Raw genomic sequence first — 13642 nt, 5'->3', positions numbered from 1 at the left:
CCGGTTCGCAGGATGGGACTACGCTCAGAGCCTATGCACTGGTGTCAATTAATTTTATTATTGATAAAAAACTGTAGAGGATGCTGCGCAGGAGCTACCCTGATTTTTGTAGATTTAGCGATGCTCCCCGTAGAAAACCTCTCTTACCGGTATCCGACCAACGCGGACCCGACGCTGCAACACCTTGACTTTACCATTGAACGCGGGGAAGTGTTCGGCTTTCTGGGGCCGAGCGGCAGCGGCAAAAGCACCACGCAGAAGATCCTGTATCGTCAACTCGCATGAAGTCATTCCTGACCCTCAGCGTAACCGATTTTCGTTCTATCTTCCGGGGCATTCTGGCGTTTCCGTTTGTGTGCTTCATTATTGTCCGCTGGGGCATTCCGCTTATAATTGAGCAGTTTCCGATTCTGATCCCCTACCAGCCGGTTATTCTGATGTGGGGCTGTTTGCAGTCGGCGACGATGTTCGGCTTTATTTACGGTTTTCTGCTGCTGGAGGAGAAAGAAGAAAATGTATGGCAGGTTATACGGGTACTGCCGGTATCGGGTCTCACCCTTACCTTTTCACGACTGCTGGTTGGGCTGTTGGTATCAGCCCTGGTCAATTTTACACTGATCCACTGGGGGCATATTGTACAGCTTTCGACCGTCACTGAACTCCTGCTGGCACTTCAGTTTGGTCTGGGTGCACCGCTGATTGCCCTTTGGCTGGGAGCCATGGCCCAAAACCGAATTGAAGGCCTGGCGCAGATGAAAATCCTGAACCTCCTGCTTATTAGCCCCGGTCTGATATATTTTATATACCACCCGGCTGCGCACCTTACCGGTCTGGTTCCGACCTACTGGTCGTTTCGCAGCATGGAGACCGGTGTGGCTTCTACCGGAACAGGGTTGGCGGGTCCTTTTCTGTTATACTACAGTTTAGGCTGTTCGTTCTACGCCCTGGTGCTTTATCTGCTGAACCGGAAACTACAGCGAAGCTTTGCCTGATATCCTGTTGCTGACCGGCGAAGCCTAACAACAGGCACAAAAAAAGAGCGGCACCCGGTAAGGGCACCGCTCCGAGTATCGGTTATTCTAGCGGAATCGAATCAGGCAGTCGGCTCAGCGTAATTTTATATACTGCTTTTTCTTAAGCATGAACGTGGGCAGACCGCTGGTCAGGTAATCGCCTATAGGCTGACTGTACAACAGGCGGAACTGTTTCTCCAGCGCATCAAGGTCAGGAGTGGCGTTGCTGTTCTGGTGGGTTTTGTAAAACTCGTCTCCGAGAAGGCTGGAAATAATAAAGAAGCGGTCGAAGTTCATGTTGGCAGTTAGGTGTCTTAATGTTTAAGTCAAAGTTCGGCAGGGTACATGCACTAAAACAACAGTCCAGGTCAGAATTAATCGCCCTTTCATTACTATTTAACTTCAATTTTAACTATGTTAAACGATAGGGTAGACTTGTTCATAGGCCCGGCTCTTGATTGAGGATTTGCTAAGGCAAACCTACTTATTATGCAGCATACTTAAAAAAAAATCGATTATACGGTAAGATCTAAAAAACAATCCCATTTGGAACAGGTTGCTCTGCCTGCCGAATGGGATTCTGCTCGTTTCCGGATAAGTAATTCTGCCTAGTTAAGAAATCCTGCTAGCCGTTAAAAGTCCTTGAATTGCTCATACATTTCTTTCAGGCGGGCATCGCGTTCGCTGCTGCGAATGTCGCGCCGGATGGCTTTGACGCCCTCTATGTCCTGCAAAAGTCCTAAAACCTGATACGCGCCAAACCTGACAAAGTAAGCTGCATCGTTGCGGGCGGTACTCTCCAGCAGCGGAATGGCACGGCGCTGTACATCTGCACCTGATTTAATCAGGTACTTACCAAAGACCTGGAGAAAGTTATACTGGTCCTGCGGCTTCATACTTTTAAGTTTTTCCACAAACCAGTCGAACCGGCTCTCGCTGGGCATGCCGGCGTAATAATTAGCCACGGCTGTGATAATGTCGCCGTTGGGCACCTGCTCAAGCCGCGACACGACCTGGGCGGCATCGGCGGGTTTACCGACCAGATAGGCATCCAGCGCGGCTGCTATGACTGAATACGACGAATCGTTGAGGGCTTCGCGGAAGACGGGATCGTTGATGTGGTCACCAAATGACGCCAGTGTCGCTACGGCTTCGGACCGAACGGCCGGCTTTTCGTCACTGCGCACCTTACTCTGCACAATCCGCTCAATATCCTGAAACTGCGGCCCGTCGTATTCGGCGAAATTGCTGATGGCTACCTGCCGTATTTTCCAGAATGGATCGTTCATGGCCGAAATCATCATTCTCCGCACCGTCGAATCCACCAGGGCCCTTTTGTCTTCAAGGCGGGTAATGGCTTCATACTTGTCGTGGTAGGTGTCGGCATGGTAGTACTGGAAGACCAGTTCTTTGCGGTTTTTCTCCTGCTCAACCGTACCCACAATGCGGTGATCGGCGTCGAAGATCACCAGGTCCGGCCGCTGATCGGCGGGGAAGGTGAGCGTCTGCTTCGCTTTTTCGACCACAACATCATACCGTTTCTTCTGGCCTTTCACCCAGACATCCACGCGTACCGGCAACCGGTATATGGGAGTAGTGGTTGAATCCTGCTGCTGGGTTATCTTCAGCATCACCTTACCGGCGGCATACTCGGGCTCCACCTTCACCACGGCATGACCCGGCGACAGAAAGTACTGGTCAAAAAACCAATTCAGATCGTTGCCGGTCACCTCTTCAAAGGCAATGCGCAGATCGGCCAGTTCGGCCGTACCGAACCGATTCCGGGTCAGGTAGCGGTTCATGGCAGCAAAAAACGCATCATCGCCCACAATTTTCCGGAGCAGGTGCAGCACCCGCCCGCCTTTGGCGTAGGAGTGGTGGTCGAACATCTGCTCCCGGTCGGTATAGCCGTAGCGGATCAGCGGCTCCTGTTTCTGCTCAGCTTCGGCCAGGTACTGATTCAGGTCCGACTGCCCGTGCATATCGGCCTCATAGGGGCTGCGGGCATACTCAAACCAGAGGTACTCGGCATAATTGGCAAACGATTCGTTGAGCGGCAGGTTCGCCCAGGACTCGCAGGTGACCAGATTGCCAAACCAGTGGTGGGCCAGTTCGTGGGCAATAATCGCATCCGAGTTTTCGTCGGCCAGTTGGCGATCATCCATCTGTACCGACTCGCCGTGAACGGTGGCTGTGGTATTTTCCATGGCTCCGCTCACAAAATCCCGCACGGCAATCTGGCTGTATTTATCCCAGGGGTATTCAATACCAAAGATATTGGTGAAGAAGGCAATCATCTCCGGCGTCCGGCCGAAGATAGCGCGGGCGTATTTCTCGTAGGCCGGCTCCACGTAATAGCTCACCTCCAGCCCGTTGGCCATTTCGTCTTTTACGTAGGCAAACTCCCCCACGGCAATCATGGCCAGATATGGCGCGTGGGGCTTGTTCTGCACCCAGTAGTCGGTGCGGGTACCGTCGGCGTTGGTTTGAGAAGAGACCAGCCGGCCATTTGAGAGGGTGCGGTATTTGCTGTCGACGGTCAGGAAGATTTCCTGCGTCATTTTCTCGTTGGGCGTGTCTATAGTCGGAAACCAGCAGGAATTGGCTTCGGTTTCGCCCTGGGTCCAGATCTGGCGGGGCTTATTGGGTTCGGAGCCGTCGTGGTTGATAAAATACAGTCCTTTGTCGCTGGAGGTCGCGCCCTGAGACCGGCCTGTAACATAGGGTAATTCGTTCGGTTTTGCTGTATATTCAATCTGAATATCGAACGTATCTTTACGGGTATACGTGCGTGGCAGCGTAATCCGGATCACCTGCCGGTCATTGTAGGTATAGCTGAGCCGATCAGCTACAAAGCGGGTACTGGATTTCTGCTGTTTAGGGTCAACACTAATCAGGGTATCGATCAGCGTAATACTTTTAATATCAAACCCTTTAGCATCGATCTCAAGGGTGTTCTGCGGGTAGAAGTAGGGCTTAAAGCGCAGCGTAGCTTTCCCCAGCACATGCTGCCGCGCCCAGTCGAAGCGCAGGTCGAGCCGGGTATGCAGCAGGTCGTGTTTCAGGGTACGGCTGGGGTTATAGGGGCCTTTTCGCATCACCGGCCCGGCCGAGCGCCGAATGGTGTCGGCTCCGCTTCCGTTCTGCGCCAGCACCACCCGCTCACCAGTTCCCAGAAAGCCAATAAGTAGTAAAAACGTACAGATCTTTTTCATCATTACTCACGTACAAGTCGACGCATCTCACGTAGGGCGCCATAGAATTAAGCCATGCTCCGGGCCGCCCGCTGCGCCGGAAACCAGGATGTCAGCAGGGTAATTAACGTTACAACCGTACCGGTCAGTATCAAATCCTCTATTTCTACCCGAACCGGATAGGCATCAATAATGGAACTGACCGTACCCATCCTGACAAAGCCATACTCTTCCTGCAGCCAGCACAGCCCCACGCCCAGGGCCAGGCCAACCAGGGCACCAATCAGCGCAATAATCGTTCCTTCGGTCAGGAAGATGCGCCGGATCAGGCCGGGGGTAGCGCCCATGGCGTTCAGAATCCGAATGTCTTCTTTCTTTTCGATAACCAGCATCGAAAGCGAAAAGAAAATATTCATGGAGGCTACCAGAATAATAAACGACAGGGTCAGGGCCACAAACAGTTTTTCGATGCGGATAGCCCGGTACAGGTCCGTATTCAGGTCATCGCGGTCGCGGATCTGCAGATTCTCGCCAACAACGGGCTGCAACGCCTTTTTCACGCTAGCCAGGCCGGCGTTGGAGGCCAGTTGAATTTCAATATTGGTCAGTTCGCCGGGCTCATAGTCTACCAGAGCCTGCACCACGCCGATGGGCGCAATAACATAGTCATCGTAGCGCTGTTCGATAAAAAAAACACCGGCCACGTTGAGCGCCTGCTGATTGAAAGCGTCGTCAGACAGCACCGTCAGCGTAGCCCCCCGCTGCGGGTACCACAATTCCAGCGGAGTCAGCACGTCTTCGCGCCGGATGCTGAGTTCATTGCGCACCCCCTCGGCCACAATGGCAAAATTGGCATTCGTTTCGCGGAGCTGAAGCCGGCCTTCCACCACCGCCGTATCGAGTTGCCGTCGTTGAAGGTAATTATCCTCTACCCCTTTCAGCTTTACCACTGTCTGGGCGTCGGCGTACCGGGCCAGGGCGTTATCTTCAATCACCGACGTAACCAACCCGACGCCCGGAGTTTGCCGGATGCGGGTCAGTAAATCAGCCGAAACCGTAAACCGCTTTCCCTGCTTCGGCGAAATAGTAATATCGGCCTCAAAGGTCTTGAAGATGGCCCGGTTGAGTTCTTCCATGCCGTTGAATACCGACAGCACCACCACCAGCGCCATAGTTCCCACGCCAACGCCGAGCATCGACAGGATAGACAGCATGCTGATAAAGCTGCGCTTCTTCCGACTAAAAAAATACCGGTGGGCAATCCAATAAGGAACATTCATGGTTATTCCTCCTCCTCTTCCGGGGGTGCGGGGGGGATGTCGAGGCCGGCAAACAACTTATCCATTTTGGCGGCATATTCGGCCGTATCGTCCAGAAAAAACTGGAGGTCCGGTACAATCCGTAACTGATGGCGAACGCGTTCGCCGAGGTGCTGGCGGATACTCCGGCTCTTTTCGCGAATCGTATCCAGCAGCAACTCCTTATTTTTGGTGGCCAGAAAGCTAAGGTATACCCTGGCAATGCTGAGATCCGGCGAGATGCGCACGTTGGTCACCGTAATAAACGCACTCCCGAACTGGTGCGCCATTTCCCGCTGAAATATCTCACTTAAATCTTTCTGCAACTGGCGGGCTACTTTCTGTTGTCTCTTTGTTTCCATAGTTTGCACAAAACCTCAGGCTGAGGGTATAACCCCACCGGACCCGGTTTGTTAACATAACGTAATACGGGTACTTATACCGAACTTACAGCGAATAAAGTCCTTTCCCTCGGGAAGGACTGCAAATATCCATACCTTTTTTCATTCTGCCGAAGAATCGCGTAAATTCGCTTTCCAATGCGTTCTTAATTTTCTGATTTGTCTTGCTGAGTTTCTTTCGTTCTTACGCACCTTATCAATACATCAGCCTGATCGTCCTGCTGGGTCTGATCCGGCTGCCGTTCCTGCTAAATCCACTACCGATGCTGATACCCGAGCTGAACTGGATGCTCGTGGGAGAGCAGATGAATCAGGGCTATATGCTGTACCGCGACATCTGGGACAGCGTCAGTCCCCTGTCGGCCATAATCTACCGCCTGATCGATACGCTCTTTGGGCGTTCGCAGTTTATTTATCATGCTGCAGCTACGGTCGTGTCGGTGTTTCAGATCATGTACTTCAACTACGTGATGAACGTAAACGACATCTACCCCGACCGAAATTTCTGGCCCGGCCTGGTCTATACGCTGTTTCTGAACCTCTCTTTCGACTGTACCACGCTGTCGCCGGTCCTGATCTCCACCACGTTTCTGCTGTTGGCATTTGGTACGCTGGTGAAGCAAATGGTGCGGCAGGGGGCCACCGACGAGGTGTTTGAGATCGGATTTTACATTAGTCTGGCGGCCCTGTCGTACCTGCCGTCGGCCTTGTTTATTCTGTGGGCGGCCATCTCCCTGCTGCTCTATACCGGAGCCACATTCCGGCAGCATTCGCTGTCGCTGTTCGGGTTCTTTTTTCCGTTTCTGCTCCTGCTGCTGTACTATTACCTTAACAATGGCCTCGATGATCTGAACCGCAACCTGATTGCCTCCGTATTCCGGGTGCGGCAGTATGGCCTCAGTGATTTCCGGACGTTGTTTGCCTCGCTGTTTATTCCGCTTTCGCTGAGTGTGCTGGGTTTTCTGAGTCTGTTCCAGGCACGGGGGCGGTACGTCAACTTCCAGCAGCGCTGTCAGCAGATCATGATGCTGTGGTTTCTGACCAACGTCCTTACCATCGTGCTGATGCCCTATCTGGCACCGATGCAATTTCTGAGTTTCATACCGGCTATGGCGTTCTTCACGGTGCATTATTTTACGAATGCCCGCAAGCACTGGCTGGCCGAACTCACCTTTACCGGCTTCTTTCTGGTCATGCTGGTCATCTTTTATCAGGGAGCCTTTCAACTGCTGCCGGGGCTCAACTTTGGCACCCTGAGCAATCTGCAGGTCAAACCCTCTGAACTGCCGGACAATATCCAAAACCGCAAAATTCTGGTTATCGGCGACGACCTAAGCGCCTATCGCTACAACCGGCCGGCAACGCCCTACCTCAACTGGGGCCTGGCCAAGTACGACCTGCGGAACCTCGACAACTACGATGCCGTCATTGACGTGTACGACCATTTCCGGCGGGACCCGCCCGAATACATCATCGACCAGCAAAACATCATCGACAAACTCTTCCAACGCGCCCCGGCTTTGGCCGAGCAATACCAGAAGACGGGGAACACGGGGGTGTATCGGAGGGTCGATAGTCGTTAGTCAATAGTCAATAGTGCTGACGCCTTTCTGAGATAGCTACTGCGGAGCCCCTAACGACTATCGACTACTAACAACTAATCTTCGCTACCCGCCGGGCATGGCGGCCGCCTTCAAAGTCGGTATGGAGGAAAATGTCGACGCAGTGGAGGGCGGTTTCGACGGAGATGAATCGTTCGGGCAGGCAGATGACGTTGGCATTATTGTGCTGCCGCGATAAGCTCGCCAGTTCGGGTGCCCACACCAGCGCGGCCCGAATGCCCTGGTGCTTGTTGGCCGTGATGCTAACCCCCTGTCCGCTGCCACATACCAGAACGCCCCGTTCGGCCCGCCCATCCTCGACAGCCGACGCAACCGGATGGGCGAAATCAGCATAATCGGCAGATTCTGCGGAATAGGTTCCGAAGTCTTCCACCTCGTACCCTTGTTGCTCCAGCCAGGTTTTTACCGCTTCTTTATAGGTAAAGCCCGCATGATCGGCACCGATGGCAATCTTTGATTTCATACGCTCAATATTTTAGGTAAAAAATGAACAGAATTCCCACAAATATACGTTATTGTATTCCCCCAAATCGTAAACGCCGGATATGGGAGGTATTCGGCCGTTTCTAACATAATCCGGGGGGATATCATACGTTAAACCCAAAGCAGGCCAACGGCGAGTCGCCTGCCTGATTCCAATCCACTATATGGAAACCAAAGAAACTGTACATCGGTCTGAAACCCAAAGTACCTCCAAAATAGCCCGAGAACTCCCCGAGCGCGACGAATTGCTGCTCACTCCCGACGAGCAGCGTATTAAAGAAGCTTTCCAGGACCGCAACTGGAACGAAATAAAAAGCTCCGATTCCTGGGTAATTTTTAAAGTAATGGCTGAGTTTGTCGAAGGTTTTGACAAACTCGCTAAAATTGGTCCCTGCGTATCTATCTTCGGCTCAGCCCGTACCAAACCGGATAATCAGTACTATAAAATGGCCGAAGAAATTGCCGCCAAACTGGTGCGGCACGGCTATGGCGTTATTACCGGCGGTGGCCCGGGTATTATGGAGGCCGGTAACAAAGGAGCCTTTGAGCAGGGCGGTAAATCGGTCGGTCTGAATATTAAATTGCCTTTTGAGCAGGAAAGCAATATTTACATTGATCCGGACAAAAGCATCAACTTCGACTTTTTCTTTGTCCGGAAAGTGATGTTTGTCAAGTACGCGCAGGGCTTTGTGGTGATGCCCGGCGGCATGGGCACGCTGGATGAACTGTTTGAAGCTATCACGCTGATCCAGACTAAGAAAATTGCTCCGTTCCCCATTGTGCTTGTCGGCCGGACTTACTGGCAGGGGCTGCTCGACTGGCTGGAAACCGTCATGCTGAAGCAGGAAAGCAACATCAATCCTGAAGACCTGAAACTCATCAATCTGGTCGACACGCCGACGGACGCCGTTCGGGTTATCGACGAGTTTTATTCTAAATATCTGCTTAAGCCGAATTTTTGAATTGTTTCAAGTTCCAGGCTTCAAGTTTCAGGTTTCAAGTCAATAGCCTTTAGTAAACCTGGAACCTGAAGCCTGGAACACTATTCCTTCACAGCCGTCAGCACTCGCTTAATCAACTCGTCCGGGCTGCCGTCGTGCCAGCGCCAGACGATCACGATATCGTGTTCGGGATCGATCCAGATGGTGTTGGAACCGGCACCGATGGCGGCATAGCTGGAGGCCGGGGCGCTGGGCCAGGCTTTGCGGTCGGTATTCAGCCACCATAAATAGCCGTAATCGGATTTGACGGGTCCAGGTGCTACAGCCTGCCGTACCCAATCGGCGGATACGATTTGCCGGTTGCCCCAGCGGCCGTTGCGCAGGTACAGGTAGCCGAACCGGGCTTCGTCGCGGGCGTTGATCCAGAGGCCACCACCCCAGCGCGTACCTCCACTGACCGACGGCATCGGCTTACCGTCTACCTCCGCCACTGCATTCGGATACGTAACGTACTGCCAGGTGTCCGACGCACCGATGGGGTCCATGATTTCTGCTTTCACCACCTGCGGCAGCGGTTTGCGCCAGATGCGCAGCAGCGACAGGGCTAACCGGTTGATGCGTACATCATTGTATTCGTAAAAAGTACCTGGCTCCTGTAGGGTACGTGGCTTGCGTTCGCCCCGGCCAAAGGCCTCTTTGCCCACAAAATCGTGCTTTTTGCCCCACAGCTCACCTTCCCATTCGCTGGTCTGGCGGGCGTGGTGCTCCCAGGTGATTTTGCGGTTATGGGCCGAATCGTAGCCGCCGTCGCGGATGTAGTTGGCTACCGGATCATGAATATCCCTGACCATGCCCCGGTCGATGGTAATGCCCAGAATGGTAGACAGCACACTTTTGGCTACACTGTAGGTGGGGTCGGCCCGTTGGGTATCGCCCCACTCGGCCACGATATAGCCGTGGCGCAGCACAATACCGTTGGTAGTAGCGCGGTCGTTGGGAATAGGGCCGAGTAGCTTGCCGAATATCTCTTCCTGTGTGGAGAAATCGCGGGGCATCTGTTTGGTTTCGGCGGTGCGTGCAAACGCAACGGCGGCTTCCAGCAAGCTGGCATCCATGCCGACCTGCTCCGGCTTCCGGCGCTCCCAGGCATCACCTTTGCCGGGGAAGTAGTTTTGGGTAGTAGTTGATTCGGTAGTCTGTCTGACTGGTCGGTGGCAGGCCACCAGAAAGAGCAGAAGAGCAGCGTAAAGATGTCGTTTATTCATAAAAAAGCCTTCAGTAGCCGTTAAAGCTACAAAAGGCTTATCTACAATCCCAAAAAGCAACCTGATTGGGAAGACCTATCCAGATTTTAGGTTATTTTGGTTCGTCTACCCGCTGATTGTCGCCCCATGTCAACACCTCTACTTTTACATCTACCTGGCCGTCTTTCATCATACCCAGTTGCTTAGCCGCAGCCTGAGACAGGTCGATGATGGTGCCTTCTTCCCAGTTTTCGCCATAAGGTCCGCGGTCGTTGATGCGCACTACCACCGACTTTCCGCCTTCTTCCAGATTGGTGACTCGCACCACCGTACCGAGTGGATAGGTGCGATGAGCAGCCGTCGGGTCCCGGTTGTCAAAATTTTCGCCATTGGCGGTTTCCTTTCCCTGAAACCACTTACTGTAGTAGGTAGCCATCCCGTTCTGGGTTTCCAGTACCTTTTGCGTGTCTGATGACGTAGTAGCGTTACAGGCCGCCAGATATACCATACAACACAGCCCCAAAATGAGGTTTCGGCCACTTAGCGTACCGCTCTGTTTACCCAAACGATTATGAAAGATCATGCCCTCTGTTCGTTGATTTGTTAGATACAACAGAATCTAAAGGCTTTTGCTCAGTTTATTAGGCAACGGCATAGCTCCGGGTCCCATAGGCCCTTACCTAATAGCTGGAGATAACGTCACGGTTATTCACCAAAGAATCTTCAGGATGCTGATGAAATTCAACAAGCCGTTCTCCTAACGGTTTAGTATCCCAACTGATATACTGCGTGGTGGGGCTGGGACGCCAGGCAGTAGGCCAGTGGGCATCGCGGTCGGTTGCGTAGAAAACAACCGACCGGATTTCCGGGTAATCTGTTAACTGACCTAGGGCATCTGTTATCCATAGCGTTCCATCCCCCCCGTAGGATGTTGAACCAAGCTCAGTAATGATGACGGGTTTAGTTCGGATTTTACTGTCTTTATGCCAGAAAATCTGGCTGCGAAACGGTTCATAAAGTGCCCGGAACGAATGCCATTCGCCATCAACGGAGGCTTCCCCGTAGTTCAGACACGACACACCGATCCAATCCACATAGTCGGAACCAGGATAATACTGTTTGATGTCGGTATCGGTTGACGGGCTCCAGACCCACCTGACATTAGTTACCCCCTGCTGCCGGAAAAACGTGACTACATAGCGCCAGGCCCCAATAAACTCGTCGGGACTACCGCGATCAGGACCCGTTGCGGCCGCGTGTGCAGGAACAACTCCGGGGAGCAGTCGGATAAATACCGGGCTTGAGTGCGCTTTGATTTGGGCAGCATATCCACGGAGGTAGTTATCGAATCGGCCTTCGGTAATGGCTTTTACTAAAGATTGCGGCTTCGGCTCATTGTACGGGCTCCCCTCTGCCAACCGAAGGTTCCAGGTTAGTAAGGGGTACGCTCCCTGACGGGTAATAAAACGAATCTGGCCGGCGGGGAACGGTTCCAGACTATCGGTGATTCCGGGCTGATGAAGCGATATCAGGGTAATGGATGGATCCAGCTTTACTCCCGCACCTGAGCTATGCTGGCTAAACGCTTTTATGCTTGCCTGAGATACATATACACCATTCATAAATGGATTTTTCATCAACCGGGCTTGTATACTTTCTTTCCGGGTCTGCCGGGCCGGGTAAAACGAATCATTGGAAAAGACCAGAAAGACAGTGGTGCCCAGCAAAGGCAGCAGCATAAAAAATCTGTGTTGCGCCAACAGGCGGTACACCGTATGCTGAGTTTGCCAGACACCCTTGCCGAGACCCTGCAGCCAGGCCTTGACAGGATAGTTTCCCTGCATGAAGCGGTAGGCAGCCGCCAGAAATTTTTCCTGACCCAGCAGTACATTAAAGCCCAGCACAAAGGCATTCAGGCAGGCAAACCCGGCCATGAATGTAGCATAGGAGTAAAACTCCGGTAAGTCTCTCAGCTTTACAGCATCTACCCAAAGCTTGGTTAAGAGGCCATAGTGGTGAGAAGCATAGACAATCACCCCCAGGCTGACTATTGCTCCGATGAGATTGGGCAGACACAGTTTGACATGATTTTGAGGCTGATCCTTTTTGGGTGTAGGTATATAAGGCACATTGACCCGGAAAATAGTATAGATAAAGCCGAGTGTATAGATCCACCAGGTGCCTACCCTCAGCAACCCGCCCAGGATATGAAATCCTTTTTCGTGCTCCTCCAGCAGCCAGCGCTGCGCATACTGCCTGATTAACAGCGAAAGCGCAAACAGCGGCAGAAACCGCAGCAGAAACTGACCAAGATTAACCGTCCAGGGGTACTCGCCCATGACAAGTGAAGCCGCCGGTACAAACAGGTCTATAATGCCGACAATCCCGAACAGGTAGTACAGAGGAGCCGTGAAATAGTGCAGTTTCTGTTGCCAGGTAAACCGGGAAAACAGGCGGGGATAAACATAAAACAGCAGGTCAAATGCGCCCCTTGCCCATTTAACCTGCTGTTTGTAATAAGCCGCCATTGTAGCCGGAACCAGCCCATGCGATAGTACCTCCGGCACGTATACCGATTTCCAGCCGTGGGCATGCAGCCGCATAGCTGTGTGCATATCTTCGGTCAACCCCGGCGCATGGCCACCAATAGAATCCAGGGCGGCCCGCCGGAACGTACAGTTAGCCCCGATAGCCTGAGCGGTACCGTAATGCCCCATGCTCATCATCATCGGCCCGTAAAAGTTGTAAGTCTGCTCGGCAACACCGCAGGCCACCAGACTCTCGTGCTGATTATAATAAGCCTGCACCACCTGAACGTAGCCAATCTGCTCATCCTCAAAATATGGAAGTACCCGATCCAGAAATTGCGGTACCGGTATGTGGTCAGGATCGAGAATAACACAAATTTCGCCCGTGGCCTGCTGTAAGGCATTGTTGATATTCCCTGCTTTGGCATCGATCTTCTCCTGCCGGGTTACATGAATTACCCCTAAGCGTTTACATATCGCCTTCAACGCCGGATCGTCTCCTTCATCGCACAGGTAGGTCGTATGGGGGTAGGTAATTGCCTGAACGGCTTCCAGCGTAGTAGCAATCATGTCGATGGGTTCGCCGGGGCAGGCCGTTGACAAGACATCTACGGAGTAATGGCGTGTTAACCCACGATGTTCCGGTACCTGAATGGAGAAGTAATGGTACCATTCATGAAGCATGCGGCCTAATTTAAATAACAGCGAGAAAGTCAACAGACCGTACAGCAGAGGATGCCCTATATGGCCAGGCAGGAAAAACCACCAGACAAACTGTGACAGAGCCAGTAAACCCAGCCCAATCAGCAGTCGCAGCGTCAGTATTTCTTTTCTGGTAGGCTTAGGTGTAGATAATACTTTTTTATGAACAACCATAAATATTCCGGGAAAAATCCGAAAAATCAACCAGACCCCCTA

At 52.6% G+C, this 13642-nt stretch carries 12 protein-coding genes; 4 read left to right on the top strand and 8 right to left on the bottom strand.

Features of this window, described 5'->3' with window-relative positions:
• Positions 1 to 120: 120 nt before the first annotated feature.
• Positions 121 to 285, top strand: coding sequence for an ATP-binding cassette domain-containing protein (locus tag ABD931_RS10330; RefSeq protein ID WP_345266680.1), 165 nt, complete (start codon positions 121 to 123; stop codon positions 283 to 285).
• Entirely contained in the window at positions 282 to 992 is a 711-nt protein-coding gene (locus ABD931_RS10325) for an Rv2686c family ABC transporter permease subunit (RefSeq protein ID WP_345266678.1), read from the top strand. The genes ABD931_RS10330 and ABD931_RS10325 overlap by 4 nt, the downstream gene beginning before the upstream one ends.
• 114 nt (positions 993 to 1106) lie before the next feature.
• Here the strand turns inward: ABD931_RS10325 and ABD931_RS10320 are convergent, their stop codons facing one another.
• The 4 genes from ABD931_RS10320 to rbfA form a co-directional block, all read right to left on the bottom strand.
• A complete protein-coding gene (locus ABD931_RS10320; protein WP_345266676.1) occupies positions 1107 to 1310 on the bottom strand; it encodes a hypothetical protein in 204 nt (67 codons plus the stop codon).
• Between the two features lie 335 nt (positions 1311 to 1645).
• Complete coding sequence (locus ABD931_RS10315; RefSeq protein ID WP_345266674.1) at positions 1646 to 4231, bottom strand: M1 family aminopeptidase; 2586 nt, start codon at positions 4229 to 4231, stop codon at positions 1646 to 1648.
• A 44-nt stretch (positions 4232 to 4275) separates the two neighbouring features.
• Positions 4276 to 5487, bottom strand: a complete 1212-nt coding sequence (locus ABD931_RS10310; protein ID WP_345266672.1) for an ABC transporter permease — start codon at positions 5485 to 5487, stop codon at positions 4276 to 4278.
• Between the two features lie 2 nt (positions 5488 to 5489).
• On the bottom strand, positions 5490 to 5867 hold the full coding sequence (rbfA, locus tag ABD931_RS10305; RefSeq protein ID WP_345266670.1) for a 30S ribosome-binding factor RbfA: 378 nt from the start codon (positions 5865 to 5867) through the stop codon (positions 5490 to 5492).
• 203 nt (positions 5868 to 6070) lie between these two features.
• On the opposite strand from rbfA, the gene ABD931_RS10300 reads away from it, so the two are divergent.
• Complete coding sequence (locus ABD931_RS10300; protein ID WP_345266668.1) at positions 6071 to 7489, top strand: hypothetical protein; 1419 nt, start codon at positions 6071 to 6073, stop codon at positions 7487 to 7489.
• A gap of 67 nt (positions 7490 to 7556) precedes the next feature.
• On the opposite strand, the gene rpiB is transcribed toward ABD931_RS10300, so the two are convergent.
• Positions 7557 to 7991, bottom strand: a complete 435-nt coding sequence (gene rpiB, locus ABD931_RS10295; protein ID WP_345266666.1) for a ribose 5-phosphate isomerase B — start codon at positions 7989 to 7991, stop codon at positions 7557 to 7559.
• Positions 7992 to 8175: 184 nt separating this feature from the next.
• Between rpiB and ABD931_RS10290 the strand changes: the two genes are divergently transcribed.
• Positions 8176 to 8973 (top strand): LOG family protein, encoded by a 798-nt coding sequence (locus ABD931_RS10290; RefSeq protein WP_345266664.1) that lies wholly within the window; start codon positions 8176 to 8178, stop codon positions 8971 to 8973.
• 80 nt (positions 8974 to 9053) lie between these two features.
• Here ABD931_RS10290 and ABD931_RS10285 read toward each other — a convergent pair whose 3' ends face one another.
• The 3 genes from ABD931_RS10285 to ABD931_RS10275 all read right to left on the bottom strand — a co-directional run bounded on the left by ABD931_RS10285 (position 9054) and on the right by ABD931_RS10275 (position 13600).
• Positions 9054 to 10217 (bottom strand): serine hydrolase domain-containing protein, encoded by a 1164-nt coding sequence (locus tag ABD931_RS10285; RefSeq protein ID WP_345266662.1) that lies wholly within the window; start codon positions 10215 to 10217, stop codon positions 9054 to 9056.
• A 91-nt stretch (positions 10218 to 10308) separates the two neighbouring features.
• Positions 10309 to 10779 (bottom strand): septal ring lytic transglycosylase RlpA family protein, encoded by a 471-nt coding sequence (locus tag ABD931_RS10280; RefSeq protein ID WP_345266660.1) that lies wholly within the window; start codon positions 10777 to 10779, stop codon positions 10309 to 10311.
• Between the two features lie 97 nt (positions 10780 to 10876).
• A complete protein-coding gene (locus tag ABD931_RS10275) occupies positions 10877 to 13600 on the bottom strand; it encodes a glycosyltransferase (RefSeq protein WP_345266658.1) in 2724 nt (907 codons plus the stop codon).
• Between the last annotated feature and the right edge of the window lie 42 nt (positions 13601 to 13642).

Origin of the sequence: Nibrella viscosa, from assembly GCF_039541875.1 — a bacterium.
GTDB classification, from domain to species: domain Bacteria; phylum Bacteroidota; class Bacteroidia; order Cytophagales; family Spirosomataceae; genus Nibrella; species Nibrella viscosa.
This window is presented reverse-complemented; position numbering and strand designations above follow the sequence as displayed.

Excerpts from the sequence above, each read along its gene's own strand:
- ABD931_RS10330 (WP_345266680.1), top strand. The coding sequence starts at position 121 with ATGCTCCCCGTAGAAAACCTCTCTTACCGGTATCCGACCAACGCGGAC.
- ABD931_RS10325 (WP_345266678.1), top strand. The coding sequence starts at position 282 with ATGAAGTCATTCCTGACCCTCAGCGTAACCGATTTTCGTTCTATCTTC.
- ABD931_RS10320 (WP_345266676.1), bottom strand. The coding sequence starts at position 1,310 with ATGAACTTCGACCGCTTCTTTATTATTTCCAGCCTTCTCGGAGACGAG.
- ABD931_RS10315 (WP_345266674.1), bottom strand. The coding sequence starts at position 4,231 with ATGATGAAAAAGATCTGTACGTTTTTACTACTTATTGGCTTTCTGGGA.
- ABD931_RS10310 (WP_345266672.1), bottom strand. The coding sequence starts at position 5,487 with ATGAATGTTCCTTATTGGATTGCCCACCGGTATTTTTTTAGTCGGAAG.
- rbfA (WP_345266670.1), bottom strand. The coding sequence starts at position 5,867 with ATGGAAACAAAGAGACAACAGAAAGTAGCCCGCCAGTTGCAGAAAGAT.
- rpiB (WP_345266666.1), bottom strand. The coding sequence starts at position 7,991 with ATGAAATCAAAGATTGCCATCGGTGCCGATCATGCGGGCTTTACCTAT.
- ABD931_RS10290 (WP_345266664.1), top strand. The coding sequence starts at position 8,176 with ATGGAAACCAAAGAAACTGTACATCGGTCTGAAACCCAAAGTACCTCC.
- ABD931_RS10285 (WP_345266662.1), bottom strand. The coding sequence starts at position 10,217 with ATGAATAAACGACATCTTTACGCTGCTCTTCTGCTCTTTCTGGTGGCC.
- ABD931_RS10280 (WP_345266660.1), bottom strand. The coding sequence starts at position 10,779 with ATGATCTTTCATAATCGTTTGGGTAAACAGAGCGGTACGCTAAGTGGC.
- ABD931_RS10275 (WP_345266658.1), bottom strand. The coding sequence starts at position 13,600 with ATGGTTGTTCATAAAAAAGTATTATCTACACCTAAGCCTACCAGAAAA.